The organism is Symbiopectobacterium sp. (assembly GCF_051710365.1).
Taxonomy (GTDB): Bacteria; Pseudomonadota; Gammaproteobacteria; order Enterobacterales; family Enterobacteriaceae; genus Symbiopectobacterium.
In genome coordinates this window covers 1-16,655 of record NZ_JBPETA010000060.1, presented here as the reverse complement: position 1 = coordinate 16,655, position 16,655 = coordinate 1, and the positions used below count along the sequence as shown (strand labels likewise).

Annotated in this window: 16 protein-coding genes and 1 pseudogene; 12 read left to right on the top strand and 5 right to left on the bottom strand. The window is 54.7% G+C overall.

What is annotated here, in order from left to right:
• Window positions 1-100: 100 nt before the first annotated feature.
• The 5 genes from ACTBDZ_RS07895 to ACTBDZ_RS07875 form a co-directional block, all read right to left on the bottom strand.
• Window positions 101-637, bottom strand: coding sequence for a sensor histidine kinase (locus tag ACTBDZ_RS07895; protein ID WP_438814917.1), 537 nt, complete (start codon window positions 635-637; stop codon window positions 101-103).
• A 13-nt stretch (window positions 638-650) separates the two neighbouring features.
• Complete coding sequence (locus tag ACTBDZ_RS07890; RefSeq protein WP_438814916.1) at window positions 651-1,379, bottom strand: hypothetical protein; 729 nt, start codon at window positions 1,377-1,379, stop codon at window positions 651-653.
• Window positions 1,369-2,049 (bottom strand): response regulator transcription factor, encoded by a 681-nt coding sequence (locus tag ACTBDZ_RS07885; RefSeq protein ID WP_438814915.1) that lies wholly within the window; start codon window positions 2,047-2,049, stop codon window positions 1,369-1,371. Before ACTBDZ_RS07885 ends, ACTBDZ_RS07890 begins: the two co-directional genes overlap by 11 nt.
• Before the next feature lie 379 nt (window positions 2,050-2,428).
• Window positions 2,429-4,075, bottom strand: coding sequence for a Na+/H+ antiporter (locus ACTBDZ_RS07880; protein WP_438814914.1), 1,647 nt, complete (start codon window positions 4,073-4,075; stop codon window positions 2,429-2,431).
• Between the two features lie 420 nt (window positions 4,076-4,495).
• On the bottom strand, window positions 4,496-5,863 hold the full coding sequence (locus ACTBDZ_RS07875) for an NCS2 family permease (RefSeq protein ID WP_438814913.1): 1,368 nt from the start codon (window positions 5,861-5,863) through the stop codon (window positions 4,496-4,498).
• A gap of 1,075 nt (window positions 5,864-6,938) precedes the next feature.
• On the opposite strand from ACTBDZ_RS07875, the gene ACTBDZ_RS07870 reads away from it, so the two are divergent.
• The 12 genes and pseudogenes from ACTBDZ_RS07870 to ACTBDZ_RS07815 form a co-directional block, all read left to right on the top strand.
• Entirely contained in the window at window positions 6,939-8,075 is a 1,137-nt protein-coding gene (locus tag ACTBDZ_RS07870; RefSeq protein ID WP_438814912.1) for a 1-propanol dehydrogenase PduQ, read from the top strand.
• A gap of 182 nt (window positions 8,076-8,257) precedes the next feature.
• Window positions 8,258-8,989: a phosphate propanoyltransferase gene (gene pduL / locus ACTBDZ_RS07865; RefSeq protein ID WP_438814911.1), complete on the top strand. Its 732-nt coding sequence runs from the start codon at window positions 8,258-8,260 to the stop codon at window positions 8,987-8,989.
• Window positions 8,941-9,765 carry an ethanolamine utilization protein EutJ gene (eutJ, locus tag ACTBDZ_RS07860; protein WP_438814910.1) on the top strand — a complete coding sequence of 275 codons (825 nt, stop codon included), beginning with the start codon at window positions 8,941-8,943 and terminating at the stop codon, window positions 9,763-9,765. The genes pduL and eutJ overlap by 49 nt, the downstream gene beginning before the upstream one ends.
• Window positions 9,766-9,793: 28 nt before the next feature.
• Entirely contained in the window at window positions 9,794-10,549 is a 756-nt protein-coding gene (locus ACTBDZ_RS07855) for a flavoprotein (RefSeq protein WP_438814909.1), read from the top strand.
• A 9-nt stretch (window positions 10,550-10,558) separates the two neighbouring features.
• On the top strand, window positions 10,559-10,831 hold the full coding sequence (locus tag ACTBDZ_RS07850) for a EutN/CcmL family microcompartment protein (RefSeq protein ID WP_438814908.1): 273 nt from the start codon (window positions 10,559-10,561) through the stop codon (window positions 10,829-10,831).
• A complete protein-coding gene (locus ACTBDZ_RS07845; protein WP_438814907.1) occupies window positions 10,832-11,341 on the top strand; it encodes a GlcG/HbpS family heme-binding protein in 510 nt (169 codons plus the stop codon).
• Between the two features lie 53 nt (window positions 11,342-11,394).
• Window positions 11,395-12,582, top strand: coding sequence for a propionate kinase (tdcD, locus tag ACTBDZ_RS07840; RefSeq protein WP_438814906.1), 1,188 nt, complete (start codon window positions 11,395-11,397; stop codon window positions 12,580-12,582).
• Between the two features lie 309 nt (window positions 12,583-12,891).
• The gene (grpH, locus tag ACTBDZ_RS07835; protein ID WP_195312699.1) at window positions 12,892-13,173 is read left to right on the top strand and encodes a propanediol utilization system shell hexameric protein GrpH; all 282 of its coding nucleotides are present in this window, start codon (window positions 12,892-12,894) and stop codon (window positions 13,171-13,173) included.
• Between the two features lie 25 nt (window positions 13,174-13,198).
• Window positions 13,199-13,984, top strand: a complete 786-nt coding sequence (gene pduB / locus ACTBDZ_RS07830; RefSeq protein ID WP_438814905.1) for a propanediol utilization microcompartment protein PduB — start codon at window positions 13,199-13,201, stop codon at window positions 13,982-13,984.
• A 50-nt stretch (window positions 13,985-14,034) separates the two neighbouring features.
• Window positions 14,035-15,561: an aldehyde dehydrogenase family protein gene (locus ACTBDZ_RS07825; RefSeq protein WP_438814904.1), complete on the top strand. Its 1,527-nt coding sequence runs from the start codon at window positions 14,035-14,037 to the stop codon at window positions 15,559-15,561.
• A gap of 28 nt (window positions 15,562-15,589) precedes the next feature.
• Window positions 15,590-15,889, top strand: coding sequence for a BMC domain-containing protein (locus ACTBDZ_RS07820; protein WP_438814903.1), 300 nt, complete (start codon window positions 15,590-15,592; stop codon window positions 15,887-15,889).
• A gap of 282 nt (window positions 15,890-16,171) precedes the next feature.
• Window positions 16,172-16,535 (top strand): annotated as a pseudogene (locus ACTBDZ_RS07815) (DJ-1/PfpI family protein); the annotation flags it as partial.
• Window positions 16,536-16,655 lie beyond the last annotated feature (120 nt).

Sequence of the window (16,655 nt, the reverse complement as noted above, 5' to 3'; positions counted from 1 at the left end):
TGAGATTTTTGGCCAGTGCATTAGCCAGAGCCTGCAACTGTTTTTCGTCCATAAAGTAACCTGCTTTTGATGTTGGATTGAACATATCAAAATCAGGCAATTACACAAATTTATGTACAGGCTCGACGCTCAAGGTGATCGCTTTACCTTGTGCAGCATACTTCAGCGCGTTTTCAATCAGATTCGCCAGCGCCTGAAACAGCAACGCCCGATCGCCAAAAAGCGGCGTCCCGACAGGTGCATCAATCAGCAATTGGCAATGGTGTGCATCTGCTAACGGTTGATAATATTCCGACACCTCTTCCAATAACGGGCGCACCTCAAAGCGGGCAAATTGATGAACACAGCGCCCGCTTTCAATCTCTCCGATACGCATGACGGTGCGAAACAGCCCCAAAATCTTGTGCACCTCTTCCACCGCCTGATGCAACTCCTCGCGCATCTCATGCTCAAGACCTTGTCGCTCGGTCAGGTTGTACAACCGGTTTTGCAGGTGCGTCAGCGGCGTGCGTAATTCGTGGGCAATGTGACTTGAGGTGCTGCGCACCTGCTCCATCAGGCGTTCAATGCGCTCCAGATTCTGGTTAATGTCGTGGCTCAGGCTATGGAAATCGTCATCGCGCGTTGAGAGCGGCATACGAACGTACTGCTCACCGGCGCTGTAGCGCGGTACGGATCCGCTCGACGCTGCGCAGGCTGCGTAAACTGAAATGTCGGCTGACAACCAGAGAAAACAACAGCACGACAAACAGCCCTGCCCCCGCCACCAGTGGAATAGTGCGAATACGTTCCAGCATCGGACGCAGATTATAGGCGGTGAACAACACGCCGCCATCATCCAGCGCCACCGACATACCGACCAGGTTGCTCTCGGGTACGCTGCGGTGCTGGTCGCTGGCCTTCAGCGCCCCCTTTTCAACCAGTAGCGCCTTCAGGCAAGGGACATCCATTTTGCACGCGGTATAATTTGGCCCGGACAGCATCCAACCCGCATTGTGGTAGAGGATCTCGCCCTGCTTGCTCATCACCAGAAACAGAGGCAACTCATCGGTTTTGGCCTGATTATCGCGTTTGAGCTGGGCGATCAGCGTAGACGTGTCGATCAGCCGTGATTGGGTTGCATGGTCATGGATATTGCCCAGTATGACGTCGCGCACGTGGGTACGAATCAGCGTTTCACTCAACACACTGAAACCGACAATGCAGCACAGCACCATCAGCAAAAACAGGAAGACCAGCGTAATAAATTGGCGAAACTGCGAGGTGCGCAGAAACACCGGATAACGGTTTGCACCGTGCACGCATAAATGGCGAATTTTCTCACGCCATCCGTTACCCGACCATCTCAGCGCAGGTTCATTGTGTACGCTACGCGACATCCGTTTTTTCCACTGCACCAAGGGCATAGCCCATCGATCTTAACGTTTTGATCAGCGGCCGGGGAAAGCCTTTGTCGATCTTGGCCCGCAGTTTGGACATATGAACATCGATCAGGTTGGTCTGAGGATCGAAGTGATACCCCCAGACGCGCTCCAACAACAGCGTACGCGTGATCACCTGCACTGGGTTTTCCATCAAAATGATCAGCAGTTTGATCTCTTTACCGGTAAGATCGATGCGCTGCCCGCTCCGCCAGGCAACCCGTTGCAGACGATCAAGTTGCAGATCTTCAAACGTCAGCAGCGATGACGGTGCGTCCTGCGGTTTTCCTCTGAGCACCATAATCTCTAAACGCAAACGCAGTTCATTGAAATTAAACGGCTTGCCCAGATAATCTTCGGCACCCAGTTCCAGCCCCATCACGCGATCCAACGCTGAAAGCAGCATGATAGGCGGATGACGCGACCCTTGCAGCTCACGCAGTACGCTAAAACCGTCCAACGTTGGTAGCATCCGATCCAACAGCACCACGTCATAAATGTCATCTTTAATGGCTTTGAGCGCATGTTCGCCATCATGAACAATATTGCAGGCATAACCATGTGAGTGCAGCTTTGCACCAAGCCAATGGCACAACACCGAGTCGTCATCAACCACTAAAACGCGCATAGTTTTCCCTCTGTCAAAGTGATGGCTGCTTACACCACAACACGCGTAGTGACGTGCTACCGATCCACAAAAACAGGATCTGAGCCACTCTGACACAGGCAATAACCTGTCTGGCGGCTTCTTATGCGTCAACGCGTTATAGGATAATAACAATCATTATCATTTAATGACAAGTAGTTTACAATGCTGACAATTAGCCAAAATTTGTAGGGTTTTTCTGCGATCGTGGGGTTTTCGTGCATTCCTCATGCAGATGCAGATAAGGTATCTGACAGGCTTCGGAACACGCTATAGAGGGAATCAACAAGGTTCCGATGCAGGCTCAACCTAGGTAGAGCCTGCATCAGCTAAGCAAAATCATGGCTAGGCAAAAACCAGGTTACACTTTCTCACTCAGCACGGCTTCCAGCAGATCGAGATCGTGCAGCATCTTTTTCAGGGTTTCATTACTGATCTGCTGCGTAGCGCGCAGGTGGTAAAGTTCACCGCGTTCAGCGGTGATAGCGGCCAAACGGAAACGGCGCTCCAGATTTTCAATCTCCAGACTGTGTTCCAAATCGCTCTCACCGACGACGCGACGCCGCAGATTACCGATGACACGCGCACTGACTTCACGCACCACCTGCTCATCAATATTTTCTTCTCGATCCGCTGCCAGACGTTCTTCCATTTTCTGCAAGCTACGGATCGCCACTTCGGCAATCGCCATGCGCGCCATCCGCTCTTCTTTCTTATAGAGCGATTTGTCCACCACCGTCACCTCGCGCAACAGTAACGGCAGCGTCAATACCCCACACAGCAAGGAAAACAGGATGACGCCGGTGGCGATAAACACCAGTTGATAGCGGGAAGGAAACGCGGTGCCGTCGTTTAATAACAGCGGAATGGACAGCACACCGGCCAAGGTAATCGCACCGCGCACCCCGGCAAAAGAAGCGATCCAGATTTCACGCGTGGTGTACTGAGCAAACAGCATCGGGCGTTTCTTTTGAAACAGGAGGCTGTAATATTTCATAAACCACAGCCAGCAGAAACGCAGCAGCAACAGCGCGCCGTAAATAATGGCGATATCGGTAAACAGCATCCAGGTTTCAACGGTGGGGTCCAGCTCCGCCTGCGTCACAGACGTTTCCAAAATGTCGGGCAATTGCAGCCCCAGCATGATAAACACCATGCCGTTAAACACGAACTCCAGCATCGACCAGACGCTGTTGGCGCGTAATCGCATCGCCAGCGGCGCGTTACTGATCACGTTAGAGTGGCTGATGGTCATCCCTGCGGCCACCACAGCCAAAATGCCCGATACACCAATGTGTTCCGCAATCAGGTAAGAGGCGAACGGCAACAGCATCAGCAGCACAATCTGGGTGGCCGCATCATCACCGCTCCAACGGTTAATGATGCGCAATGATTTACTGTAAAGCCAGGTGACACCCACGCCAGCCAGCAGGCCGCCGACCGCTACCTGAACAAACTCCAGCGTCGCGCCGGACACGGTAAACACCATGGTGCCCATCGCCACCGCGACGGCAAACTTAAGCGATACCAGACCCGAAGCATCATTCATCAACGCTTCGCCCTGCAAGATACTCATCAGCTTTTTCGGAATACGATCTTCGCCAACAATCCCCGACAGCGCTACCGCATCCGTCGGCGATAACACAGCTGCCAGTGCAAAAGCCGCCACCAGCGGCATCCCCGGGATCATCCAGTAAATCAGGTAACCCACCCCGGCGACGGTGATCAACACCAGCACCAGCGCCAGCCCAATCACCTCACGACTGTGTTTGATAAATTCGCGCGTTGGCGTTTTCCAGCCATCGGCAAACAGCAGCGGCGGGATGAACAGCACCATAAACAGTTCAGGATTGAAATCGACATGCAAGCCAAACTGGGGCCAGGCCAAAATGGCCCCGAGGGCGATTTGCATTAAGGGCAGCGGAACTTGGAAGGGTAAAATACGTGTAACAACCCCTGATAGTGATACCACCAGGGTTAAAATCAGAATGGTAAAAAAGATTTCCATGCTTTCCTTAGGAGATGTCCAATAATGACTTAACTGCGTGCTGAGCTGCCCTTTGTACGTTATGAAATAGTGCCCCATTATTTTTACATGAAAATATCGCTCAGCGGGGCAAAATTTCAGGGTAAAACGCATATTTTTTGCATGATTACCCTGCAAATAATTGCGTCAAAAAATCACCGTGACGGGATACTTCAGAGGAAGCATGAGGGAAGAGGAAAAACGATGAGTGTGGTCATGGCGAACAGGCCTCATGACCACAAGCACTAGCGAAATCGCAGGCAACCTCAGACGGTCATTCCCGCGCAGGCGGGAATCTTTTTCAGGTTACCGGCGTTTCTTCTGGCAGAGATCCCCGGCTTTCGCCGAGGATGACGGGGATTGCGGCATAGCCATCCCCTTAATGACTAACGCACAAAATAATCAGAGCGCCCAGCCACCGGCGTAGAACACCACCAGCGCGATTGCGATAATCACGGTGCCAACGTTCAGTTTACGCCATGCACCCGAGAAAACACGCCCCAGCACCAGTGCGCCAAAGCCCAGCATAATCCCAGTCACAATATTACAGGTCAGCACGATAAACACCGCACAGACCAGACCTGACATGGCATCAACGATGTCATCAAAATTCAGCTTGGCAACATTGCTCAGCATCAGCAGACCCACATACATCAATGCTGGCGCAGTCGCGTATCCCGGCACCAGATAAGACAGCGGGGAAAGGAACAGCAGGCACAGGAACAGCACGCCGACCACCGTCGCCGTCAACCCCGTTTTACCGCCTGCCGCCGTGCCGGCCGCAGATTCGATGTAGACCGCCGCGGGAGACGTCCCGACCAAGCTGGACAACATGCTGCTCACGGAGTCCGCCGTCAGCGCTTTCCCACCGTTAACGATTTGCCCGTCTTTATCCAGCAGGTTCGCCTGCCCGGCAACCGCGCGGATGGTACCGGTGGCGTCAAACACCGCCGTCATCACCAGCGCCAGTACACTTGGCAGTACCGCCAGTTGCAACGCCCCCATGATATCCAGGCTAAACATCAGCGAGTGACCGTTTTCATCGGTCAGGCTCGGCAAGCTGAACCAGCCCTGGAATTTCACGTTCGGATCAAAAATCAGGCCGATAATGGAAATAGCCACAATCACCAATAAGATGCCGCCCGGCACACGACGTTTTTCCAGACCGATGGTGGCCGCCAGTCCCAGTAAAGACATGATCACCGGGAACGAGGTGAAGTTACCCAACGCAACAGGCAGCCCGTCGATCGGGTTCTTGATCACCAGACCCACGCCGTTGGCGGCGATGATCAGCAGGAACAGACCAATACCGATACCGGTGCCATGCGCCACGCCCAACGGCAAGTTACGCAGGATCCAGGAACGGATGCCAGTCACAGAGATCACGGTAAACAGCAACCCCATCAGGAAGATCGCGCCTAAGGCTACCGGTACGCTGATCTGTTGCCCCAACACCAGACTAAACGCGGTAAATGCGGTAAGCGAAATGGCGCAGCCGATTGCCATGGGCAGATTGGCCCACAGTCCCATCAGCAAGGAACCCAGCCCTGCGACCAGGCAAGTTGCCACGAACACCGGCGTGTGCGGGAAACCCGCCTTGCTCAACATGCCAGGCACGACAATGACCGAATACACCATCGCCAGAAACGTGGTTAACCCGGCCAGCACTTCCTGTCTTACATTACTGCCGCGCTGTGTGATGTGAAAAAAAGCATCAAGTGAGCTTTGCGGGCGCGCCGCATTGCCAGCCTGACGAGAGCTATTTGACATGGTGGTATCCCCTGAGATGTCATTATTTGTAAAAGTAAAACCGGAGGGTGCATATGGCCTTGCCTGCCATGACGATCTCCCATCGCTGCACGCACCCACAACAGCGGCGCTTCCGCACCGCAGCGCAAATATCTGACGCCCCCGAATGCACTTCACACCGGCTCTGCGGGCACGCAAACGATTAGCTTGCGAGGCGCATCACAATTGTATCTGGCAGGTCGGAGGAGAAACGGGAGATTATCCTGCTTCTGGGCTGTGTATTTCAACTGATAATCCAGACAATTTATCTATCACTCGACAAAACAGAACGGCGTTTCATGCACAGAAAACTCGTGAACCATTTTTTTGTGATTAGCCTCACAAAAAAGTTGACCTGCGCTGCCAAGCGGCGTATCTTTAAAAACGTGAAGAGCATCACAGAAAAATGAACAATCACTCGGAGAGAGACAAATGAAACTGATCAAAAAAATCGTTGCCATGTTCGAAAGCGTTAGCGTCAACTTCAACATGTTCACCAACCACTAAGATTCAAGAAAGCGTAGGAATAAGAAGATGAGTATTGTCAGTAATATCAACAAAGTAATAAAAGCGTTGGGCAAAACCTATCGCGGTCTGGCTCCCTACGCTATCTTCCGTTAATCGTTCGCGATTAAAGCACATATGCGGTTACGCACGTCGTAACCAGCACTGAAAAGGCGGGTATCACTGATACCCGCCTTTTTTAATGGCGTGATTTTTTCACCCTCTTTCTGGCAAAAGCCTGAGGTGACGGCGCGCCAACGGGGCTCTCCGCAATATTGATATTGTAGCCTGTCGTAACAAAGACCAACGGCTGCTTGCCTTCCTGCACCACAATGCCTTGACCTTCCTTTATGTCATTCCTCTGGCAGCGCCGTCCACGCCTGCTTTAGCCGTTATGCGCACATCCCCGCGTGGATTATTTTGATATCCCCCCTGCGACAGGACAAAAGAATCCAACTTCTGCGCAATGCTGCCGCTCCTTTTTCACCGCATGTTAGGTTAGCCAGCATTGAGAAACCTACGCTGTTTGCTGCCCGCTCGCACTGACAGCCCCATGGAACGACATCACGCCATGAATATTCCTGTGTTTGCCATGCCGCGCGTCTATTTCGGTGACACGGCAATGGAAGCCTTACGCGCCTATAACCATAAAACGGTCGCCATTGTCACTGATGACTTTATGGCAAAATCCGGCAAAACCGATTATCTCGCCGGTTTTATGCCACAGGCGCGCATCAGTATCTTCAGCGGGGTAAAACCCGACCCTGATGTTAACGTGCTGCACGCCGGGGCAGCGGCATTCAAAACGCTACAGCCAGACGTAATTATCGCACTCGGCGGCGGTTCCTCTTTGGATGCCGCCAAAGGCATCAAGGTCACCCTGGAGGCGTTGTATCCGGAGCATCCGATGGTATTGGTGGCAATCCCGACCACCAGCGGATCCGGCTCCGAAGTGACCACCTACGCGGTGATCTCCGATCCTGAACACGGGCAAAAATACCCGCTGGTTTCCGATCAATTACAGCCCGATATCGCCATTCTCGATCCGCAACTGGTGGTGAGCGTGCCGCGCGGCGTCGCCGTTGATACCGGCATGGATGTGCTCACCCACGCGATTGAGGCCTACGTTTCTTCCCAGGCTAACGATTTCAGTGACGCGCTGGCGGAAAAGGCCATCTTGCTGGTGTGGGACTATCTGCCACAGGTGTTCGAGCAGCCGCAAGCTATTACACCGCGCGCCAAAATGCACAACGCCTCCTGCATGGCGGGTATGGCGTTCAGAACCGCCGGATTGGGGTTGGTACACGGGTTGGCACACGCTCTGGGCGGTGTGTTCCACATTCCTCACGGCAAGATTAACGCCATGCTGCTCCCGTTGGTGATCGATTACAACGCAGCCACCGGCAGTGATGCCACGCGCGAACGCTACGCGCGCTGTGCGGCGTTAGCAGGCATCAAACAGGGCGATCAACACACGCGTATCCAGCAGTTATCCCAACAAATTCGCGCGTTAAATCAACGTTTCGATATCCCGGCAACGCTGCGTGAATTGAATATTAGTGCCCATGACGTTGAGCAACAGCTCACGCGTTTGATCGATGCCGCGCTGGCAGATGGCTGCACCGCCAGTAATCCACACGCTCCCACCCGCGATGCGATCAGCCAGTTGATAAGCCAGATTGCGGGCTAATCAGCATCGCGACTGGACGAAATTGTCCTGCCCGCCACGGGCTGCGCAATAAAGTCCTCGCGAATCACAAACGCGGACACGCCGTGTTGATTAGGGTGAATAGCACCACCGCGACAGGCCACAACAGCCCCATTCGCACCGGTGCATGACGTAAAGACAGGAAAACGCAGGTAACTGAATTGATGAACGCAACACAGCAACAGATTGCATGGATCACCCAGCAGGTAATGCAAGAACTGGCCGCACAGGGCTCATCCCGTTCTGAAACCCTTGATGCCCCCAGCGCACCGCTTCAAGTACAGGTTGGCATCTCTAATCGCCATATTCATCTGGCGCGGGAAGACATGGATATCCTGTTCGGCTACGGCGCAACGCTAACACGCATGAAAGCCGTGAAACAGCCAGGCCAGTTCGCCTCAGAAGAGTGTGTCACGCTGCGCGGCCCGAAAGGGGAAATCAAAAATGTGCGTGTGCTCGGCCCACTGCGCCCCACGACACAAGTGGAAATCTCTGTCGCCGACAGTTTTGTACTGGGTGTGAAAGCCCCGGTGCGCATGTCGGGCGATCTTCAGGACTCTCCCGGTATTGAAATCGTTGGCCCGAAAGGCAGCGTAAAAAAAGCTTCGGGCACCATCGTCGCCTGGCGGCATATCCATATTTCACCGGAAGACGCTGAACGCCATGCACTGCGCGACGGCATGGAAGTGAGCATTCAGGCACAGGGACAACGTGCCGGCATCATGCAACACGTGGTGGTGCGCGCCACGCAGGCTTCAGTACTGGAGCTGCATGTGGATGTGGAAGAAGCCAACGCCTACGGGCTGCGCAACGGCGATCTGGTCAACATTATTACGGAGCAACCCCCATGGCTGATGTTTCCGTTGAGACGCGACTGCGCACGCTGGAGCAGCTGATCCGCGATGCCGAATGCCGCGAGCATGACGGCGTGCTGAAAGTCGGCGTCGATCTGGGAACTGCAAATATCGCCATGGTAGTGGTAGACCGTCACAACGCACCCATCACTGGCATTACCTATCCCTCCTCCGTGGTGAAAGATGGCATAGTGGTGGACTACCTGTCTGCCACCCGGGTGGTGAAGCACCTGAAACAACAGTTGGAAGCCCGCTTAGGTCAAGCACTGACGCACGCCGCTACCGCCATTCCGCCGGGGATTTCCGAAGGGAATACCAAGGTGATCGCCAACGTGGTGGAGTCGTCGGGTCTGCTGGTGACGCATGTGGTGGATGAGCCCGTTGCTGCCGCCACAGCGCTGAATATGCGTAACGGAGCAGTGGTGGATGTAGGCGGCGGCACCACGGGGCTTAGCGTGCTGCGTAACGGCAAGGTGCTCTTTTCCGCTGACGAACCGACCGGCGGCACCCATATGACGCTGGTGCTGGCGGGCGCGCTGGGTCTCACCTATGCCGATGCAGAACAAGTCAAACACGACCCGGCGCAAGAAGCGGATATCTTCCCGCTGGTGCGTCCGGTGGTGGTGGAGAAGATGGCCTGCCTGACCCGTGACTGGCTGACAGCGTATAACGTCAGAAACATTCACGTGGTGGGCGGTGCCAGCAGCTTTAGCGAATTCCCCGGCGTGTTCCGCAAGGTCACCGGGAAAAACATCATTCCCGCGGTGGAGCCGCTGCTGGTCACCCCACTGGGGATTGCCATGCAGGCGGCACCATGAATACCGCATACCGCTCACGAGAGGCAGCATGAACAGCCAGACGCTCTCTTCGTTGATAGACAAGGCCATCACTGATGCGCTTGCCCACCGAACTTTACGGATCGAAAGTTCACGGTTAGAAAGTACAGGGATCGAAAACATCCAGGCCGAAACCCAACGGCAGCCAACCACCTTTGTGATGATCACTGGCGATGACGTAGCCGCATTTCCTGCCACGCTGCGCTATCTGGCAGCACTGGCGCAAGCGGGCTGTCTGCTCAGCGTACACTTCTCCCACAGCGCACAGCGCTTGCACACGCGTTTTGCCGATACCTTGCATCGTCTGCTGCCACAGGTGCCTTGCCAACAGACTATCGATCCCATGCTACGCAGCGGCGATACGCTGCTGCTGCCAGCCTTGTCTGATAACAGTCTGGCCAAAATAGCGCTCGGCTTGCGTGATAACGCCGCCAGCCAATGGGTCTTTCAGGCACTGGCGCAAGACGTGCGCATCATCGCACTACACCACCCTGATGCCGCCATGCCATCTGCTTATCTGGCACAACTCTCACGCTATCAGGAGACGCTGCGCCAATTTGGCATTCGCATGATGGGGCAACCTGCTGCCCCACAGGCATCCGTATCGCACAGCGCTGTCGCCTGCGTCGGTAAGTCCTTACTGACGGCGCGCGATGTCCGTCTGCATAGCGAAGACACACTGCGTGTCCAACCCGGCACATTGATTACCCCGGCAGCACGCGATGAGATAGCCGCGCGCCGCATCACGTTAATAACGGCATCCTGAGGAGGCACCATGTATCTGGCCCAAGTCACCGGCACGGTGGTCTCCACCACCAAACATGCATCGTTGAACGGTATGAAACTGCTGCTCGTCACTCGTCTGGATGAGCGCATGAACCCCACTCAGCGCACGCAGGTGGCGGTGGATACCGTCGGCGCGGGTAACGGAGAAATTGTGATCGTCACCACCGGCAGCTCAGCGCGCATGACCAACAGCAAAGAGCATTCCGTTATTGATGCCGCTATCGTCGGTATCGTCGATGCCACCGAACGTAGTGAGGGCTAAATGTTGACACAACAGCCCCCTGCACTGCGCGATTTGGACGGGTGGATTGCACAAGCCATTGCCGCCCAGCCTCAGCCAGAACGCAAAGCATTGACCGTTGCTGATTTCGCCCTGCTGGCACAGTTGGCACAGGAAACCGCCTTTGCCATGCACCTGGCGATTGTCGTCAGCCTGGTGTATGCACACGGCCATCCGCGCTACTTCGTCAGCATGAATAACGCGCTGTTGGTCAGCCACCGCCTAGCCGGACAAAAAGCCTACAGCGCCGTGGCGCTGCGTATGCCGACGCACGAACTGGCCGAACAGGTGCAACCCGGTGCGCCCCTGTTCGGGCTCCAGCAACAGGCCGATATCTGCGCCGTCGGTGGCGGCCTGCCCTGCTGGCATCAGGGACATTTACTGGGCGGTATCGGCATCAGCGGCGGAACCGCCGAAGAGGATGTCGCGATCGCACGCCACGTTCTGCACCAATTCACTCAGCAACGTTTTTCCCTGTCGCCTTTCGCCTGACAGCCGCGAATAACACGCTGGATTTTTTTGTCATCTCTTATTTCGGGGGGCTTATGTCCTTATCTTCCCTTGTGCTCGTGATTAACTGTGGTTCGTCGTCATTAAAGTTTTCCGTTATGCCCGTCAACGACGGACAACCGCTGCTGTTCGGCCTGGCAGAACGCTTAGGGTTGGATAACGCGGTGATTACCGTCAAAGACGGCGCAGGCAACAAATCAGTGCTATCGCTGGAATCCGCCAGCCACCATGAAGCGTTGAAAGTGCTGTTCGATACGCGCTCCAGCAAAAATCTGATCGATTCACTTGCCGCTATCGGTCACCGCGTCGCCCACGGCGGCAGCGATTTCAAACACTCCGTGTTAATCACTCCGGAAGTGATTGAAAAAATTAGGGCGTTGTTAGTATTGGCTCCTTTGCATAACCCCGCCAACCTGACGGGGATCGAAGCGGCTCAAGCTCTGCTGCCGTCACTGCCGCAAATTGCGGTGTTCGATACCGCCTTTCACCAGACGCTCGCCCCTGCGGCTTACACCTACGCCATTCCTTATGAGTATCAGGTGAGGCGCTACGGTTTCCACGGCACCTCGCACCGCTATATTGCGGAACAAGCCCGCGCCATGCTGGATCTCAAGGCGGACGATCACGGCATTCTGGTTGCTCATCTGGGCAACGGCTCCTCCATCTGCGCGGTGAAAAACGGACGCAGCGTCGATACCTCGATGGGCATGACGCCGCTGGAAGGGCTAGTGATGGGTACGCGCAGTGGGGATCTCGATTTCGGTGCCGCCGCCTATATCGCCAGTTGCACCAAGCAACCTATCGAAAAAATCTACCAAACGGTGAATAACGCCTCCGACCTGTACGGTATTTCCGGCATCTCCAGCGATTGCCGCACCTTACAAGAAGCACGGGAAAGCGGCAACGAACGCGCAGGGTTAGCGATTGATGTGATGGTGCATCATCTGGCACGTCACCTGGGAGCCCACCTCACCTCACTCTCACGCTTGGATGCGCTGGTGTTTACCGGTGGCATCGGCGAAAACTCGGCGCTGATCCGCGAGCTGACCATCGAGCTCCTATCGGTGCTGGGGCTGAAGCTCGATAAGCAAAAAAACCATGACATGGTGGGTGGACGCAGCGGTGTGATTTCCGCCGAAGGCTTCCCCACTATCGCGGTTATTTTCACCAACGAGGAGAAAATGATCGCGATGGACGTCGCAGAGATCGCGCAATTGGCATGAGGTGCGGTGCCCCCGTTTTATTGAAACGTGACCCATTTAACAGTTTAGGGCATCTAACAGTTTAGGGCATCGCGGTATCACGCCGCGGCGGCTCTGATAAACCAGCGTGGATTTTATTGTCGCAGCACTGAAAGTGATAACAAAAAAGTCTCGCTCATCGGCAAAACATTTGGTCGGGATGTTCATAACATCCTAAACAGCAAAATCGGTGCGTTGCCGGTTGCGGGATGAGGGCAGACCACGGTCCGCCGGACAGATTCCACGTACTTTTTTACTACAAGTTTTTTACTACAAAACGTCGAGGTTGATATGCAACAAGAAGCATTGGGTATGGTTGAAACAAAAGGTTTGGTCTCCGCCATCGAAGCCGCAGATACCATGGTGAAATCCGCCAACGTTACGCTGGTCGGCTACGAAAAAATCGGTTCTGGTCTGGTCACCGTGATGGTGCGTGGCGATGTGGGTGCCGTGAAAGCAGCCACCGACGCAGGCTCCGCAGCCGCCAATAAAGTCGGCGAACTGGTTTCCGTGCATGTGATCCCTCGCCCGCATACCGAAGTGGAAAAAATTCTGCCGAAGGCACTGGGCTGATCCCTAAACCGCGAGGATTATTCCTATGAGAGATAATCTTGTCGAACAGATTATATCTGACGTGATGAACAAGCAGAACGACGCACCACGTGCTGGTAAAGCGCTCGGCAGCATCGTGGGCTGCGGGCTGACAGAATTTGTCGGCACCGCACTGGGCCACACCATCGGTCTGGTGATCGCCAACGTGGATCACCAACTGCATGAGCTGATGAATATCGATAAAAAGTTCCGTTCCATCGGTATTATCGGCGCACGTACCGGCGCTGGCCCGCATATTTTTGCCGCTGACGAAGCGGTGAAAGCCACCAACAGCGAAGTGCTGATCATCGAGCTGGCGCGTGACACCGAAGGCGGTGGCGGGCACGGTTGTATGATCATCTTCGGTGCAGAAGACGTCTCTGACGCCCGCCGTGCCGTGGAAGCCGCCCTGAACGAAATCGACCGCACCATGGGCGATGTGTACGGCTCTCCCGCTGGTCACCTGGAATTCCAGTACACCGCACGTGCCAGCTTTGCCCTGAACAAAGCCTTTGGCGCACCTATCGGTAAGTCGTTCGGCATGACCTGCGCCTCACCGGCTGCCATCGGGGTACTGATTGCCGATACCGCCGCCAAAGCTGCGGTGATCGACCCGGTCGGGTATGCCAGCCCGAGCAAAAGCACCAGCTACAGTAACGAAGTGATCTTCACCTTCGCAGGGGATTCTGGCGCGGTACGCCAGGCGGTGATCGCCGCTCGCGAAGTCGGTTTGCAATTGCTGTCCACGTTAGATCCAACGGAAATCAGATCGACCACCACGCCGTATATCTGATCCGTCAGGCGCGCTTGCGTGCCGTGCGATGTGAGGAAAGGAACCAAAAGATGAACGACCTTGAAATCGCCCAAGCGGTCTCCACCATCCTGAGCAAATACAGTAACCCCGTCGCGTCCGGCGCGGGTGCAGCACCAGCCGCCACACCGGCCGCTGACACTGCACCTCACACCGAGCAATCGCTGGTCAGCAGCATTGTGGCGCAAGTGTTGGCACAGCAACAGCCGACAACCGCCGCACCACAGCCTTCAGCGCATGATGCGGGTATCTTCGACAGCATGGACGAAGCCATTGCCGCTGCCGCGATAGCGCAAGTGCAGTATCGTCACTGCTCGATGCAAGACAGGAATGCGTTTGTGAAGGGCGTGCGTGAGGTGTTTCTTCAAGAAGACGTGCTGGACCAAATCTCCCGCATGGCCGTCGAAGAAACCGGCATGGGTAACTACGAGGACAAGCTGACCAAAAATCGCATAGCAGCTCTGAAAACGCCGGGCACGGAAGATCTGGCGACGCAGGCGTGTAGCGGTGACGGTGGGCTGACATTAATCGAGTACTCCGCGTTCGGCGTCGTCGGTTCCATCACCCCCACCACTAACCCGACGGAAACCATCATCAACAACAGCATTGGCATGCTGGCGGCAGGCAATACCGTGGTGTTCAGTCCGCACCCGCGTTCGCGCAACGTATCGCGCCTCGCGGTGCGGCTGATCAACGAGAAGCTGGCGCAGTTAGGCACACCGGCCAATCTGGTGGTCACCGTGGCGACCCCGTCCATAGACAACACTAACGCCTTGATCAAAGACCCACTCGTCAACCTGCTGGTGGCAACGGGTGGTCCGGCGATCGTGAGAACGGTGATGTCATCGGGCAAGAAAGCCATCGGTGCCGGTGCCGGTAACCCGCCAGCGGTGGTGGATGAAACGGCCAATATCGAACGGGCAGCGCGCGATATCATCAAGGGATGCAGCTGCGATAACAACCTGCCATGCGTCGCCGAAAAAGAGGTGATCGTGGTGAATCAGGTAGCGGATTATCTGATCCACTGCATGAGGAAAAGCGGTGCCTACCTGCTGTGTGACAAGCAGTTGATCCAGCAGTTGCAAACGCTGGTGCTGAATGAGAAAGGCACGGGCCCCAATACTGCGTTTATCGGTAAAGATGCGCGTTTCATCCTGCAACAACTGTGGATCTCCAGCGCACCGGACACCAAAGTTATCCTGATCGAAACGGAAAAAAATCACCCCTTTGTGGTGCATGAACTGATGATGCCGATTCTGCCCGTGGTGCGCGTTGATAACGTCGATGACGCTATCGATCTGGCGGTCAAGGTAGAACACGGTAACCGTCATACCGCCATCATGCACTCCACCAACGTCGAAAAACTGACCAAGATGGCGAAGCTGATTCAAACCACCATCTTTGTTAAAAACGGGCCGTCTTATGCCGGCATCGGCGTCAGCGGCGAAGGGCATGCCACTTTCACAATCGCCGGTCCGACCGGGGAAGGATTGACGTCCGCACGGTCGTTTGCCCGCACCCGCCGCTGTGTGATGGTGGAATCGCTTAATATCCGTTAATCGTCGCGAGGTTGAGGGCCATTTGCCAATGAAAACACGAATCATCAATGCACTAACCCCCGACATTGTGGCGATGCTGAAGAGAAGAATGCCCAGCGAATTTCGCTCACGGCTCGATCTGTTGCGCATTGACGCCATTGGTCTGCTGATGCTGCCAGTATCGGATCTCTATTTCTATGCCGATCTGGCCAGCAAAAGCGCCAATGTGGTGGTTTCGGAAATCTTTGGCAGTTGCCCTCAGCACATCACGACATTGGCAATCTTTGGCGAAGTCGCCGCGGTCAACGAGGCCATGCGGATGATCGAAAATGACAACACGGCGTTCTGAGAACCAACCTATGAAAAAAATACTGCTGTTAGCGGGTGATTTTTCTGAGGATTATGAAGTCATTGTGCCATGGCAGGCATTAAGCGCATTGGATTTCCGGGTGGACGCGGCTTTGTTGAATAATAGGTAATCATGCTGTTTTTCCATGCCAGTTTTGGTTGAAAATGCTTGTCATCTCAGGTGTACAGTTTTCTCATGAGGCCTAACTGCATGATTTTGCGTTGCTAGGATCCGTCGTTTCACTGGGCTGCCAGCATAAAATCTATTTATTCAACAAAGCCGGTGGACGCCGTCTGTCCGGGAAAGCGCGCAGGCGAATTTATTAAAACTGCCATTCATGATTTTGAAGGCGATCAGACTTACAGCGAAAAGCCTGGACATCTGTTTCGGCTGACCGCCTCGTTTGATGAAATTCGTTTGCAGGACTATTGCGGGTTTTATATTGCTGGCGGACGCGCACCTGAATATTTGCGTCTGAATAAGTCCGTACTGAATATTGTCCACTTATGCGTTTAATTTTTCTGTGCCGATCGCCGCTATTTGTCACGGCCCACAAATATTGGTGGCCGCGGGCGTATTAAAAGGTCGAACCCTGACCGGGTATTTCACCATGAAACCAGAAATCGAATTGGCGGGCGGTATTTATCCGTCATTCCGCACCTGATTTTTCTTTTTTCGGGACTTGACGGTATTCTGAAGTTCTGAATTTATTACTGCTTTTTGCAGACCAATCAGCATGAGTACTCCCCACGTTACCATCCGTAAC

Coding starts and splice junctions, on each gene's coding strand:
- ACTBDZ_RS07885 (WP_438814915.1), bottom strand. CDS start 2,049: ATGCGCGTTTTAGTGGTTGATGACGACTCGGTGTTGTGCCATTGGCTT.
- pduL (WP_438814911.1), top strand. CDS start 8,258: ATGAACGCAACACAGCAACAGATTGCATGGATCACCCAGCAGGTAATG.
- ACTBDZ_RS07880 (WP_438814914.1), bottom strand. CDS start 4,075: ATGGAAATCTTTTTTACCATTCTGATTTTAACCCTGGTGGTATCACTA.
- ACTBDZ_RS07875 (WP_438814913.1), bottom strand. CDS start 5,863: ATGTCAAATAGCTCTCGTCAGGCTGGCAATGCGGCGCGCCCGCAAAGC.
- ACTBDZ_RS07850 (WP_438814908.1), top strand. CDS start 10,559: ATGTATCTGGCCCAAGTCACCGGCACGGTGGTCTCCACCACCAAACAT.
- grpH (WP_195312699.1), top strand. CDS start 12,892: ATGCAACAAGAAGCATTGGGTATGGTTGAAACAAAAGGTTTGGTCTCC.
- ACTBDZ_RS07820 (WP_438814903.1), top strand. CDS start 15,590: ATGAAAACACGAATCATCAATGCACTAACCCCCGACATTGTGGCGATG.
- pduB (WP_438814905.1), top strand. CDS start 13,199: ATGAGAGATAATCTTGTCGAACAGATTATATCTGACGTGATGAACAAG.
- tdcD (WP_438814906.1), top strand. CDS start 11,395: ATGTCCTTATCTTCCCTTGTGCTCGTGATTAACTGTGGTTCGTCGTCA.
- eutJ (WP_438814910.1), top strand. CDS start 8,941: ATGGCTGATGTTTCCGTTGAGACGCGACTGCGCACGCTGGAGCAGCTG.
- ACTBDZ_RS07890 (WP_438814916.1), bottom strand. CDS start 1,379: ATGTCGCGTAGCGTACACAATGAACCTGCGCTGAGATGGTCGGGTAAC.
- ACTBDZ_RS07855 (WP_438814909.1), top strand. CDS start 9,794: ATGAACAGCCAGACGCTCTCTTCGTTGATAGACAAGGCCATCACTGAT.
- ACTBDZ_RS07845 (WP_438814907.1), top strand. CDS start 10,832: ATGTTGACACAACAGCCCCCTGCACTGCGCGATTTGGACGGGTGGATT.
- ACTBDZ_RS07870 (WP_438814912.1), top strand. CDS start 6,939: ATGGAACGACATCACGCCATGAATATTCCTGTGTTTGCCATGCCGCGC.
- ACTBDZ_RS07825 (WP_438814904.1), top strand. CDS start 14,035: ATGAACGACCTTGAAATCGCCCAAGCGGTCTCCACCATCCTGAGCAAA.
- ACTBDZ_RS07895 (WP_438814917.1), bottom strand. CDS start 637: ATGCCGCTCTCAACGCGCGATGACGATTTCCATAGCCTGAGCCACGAC.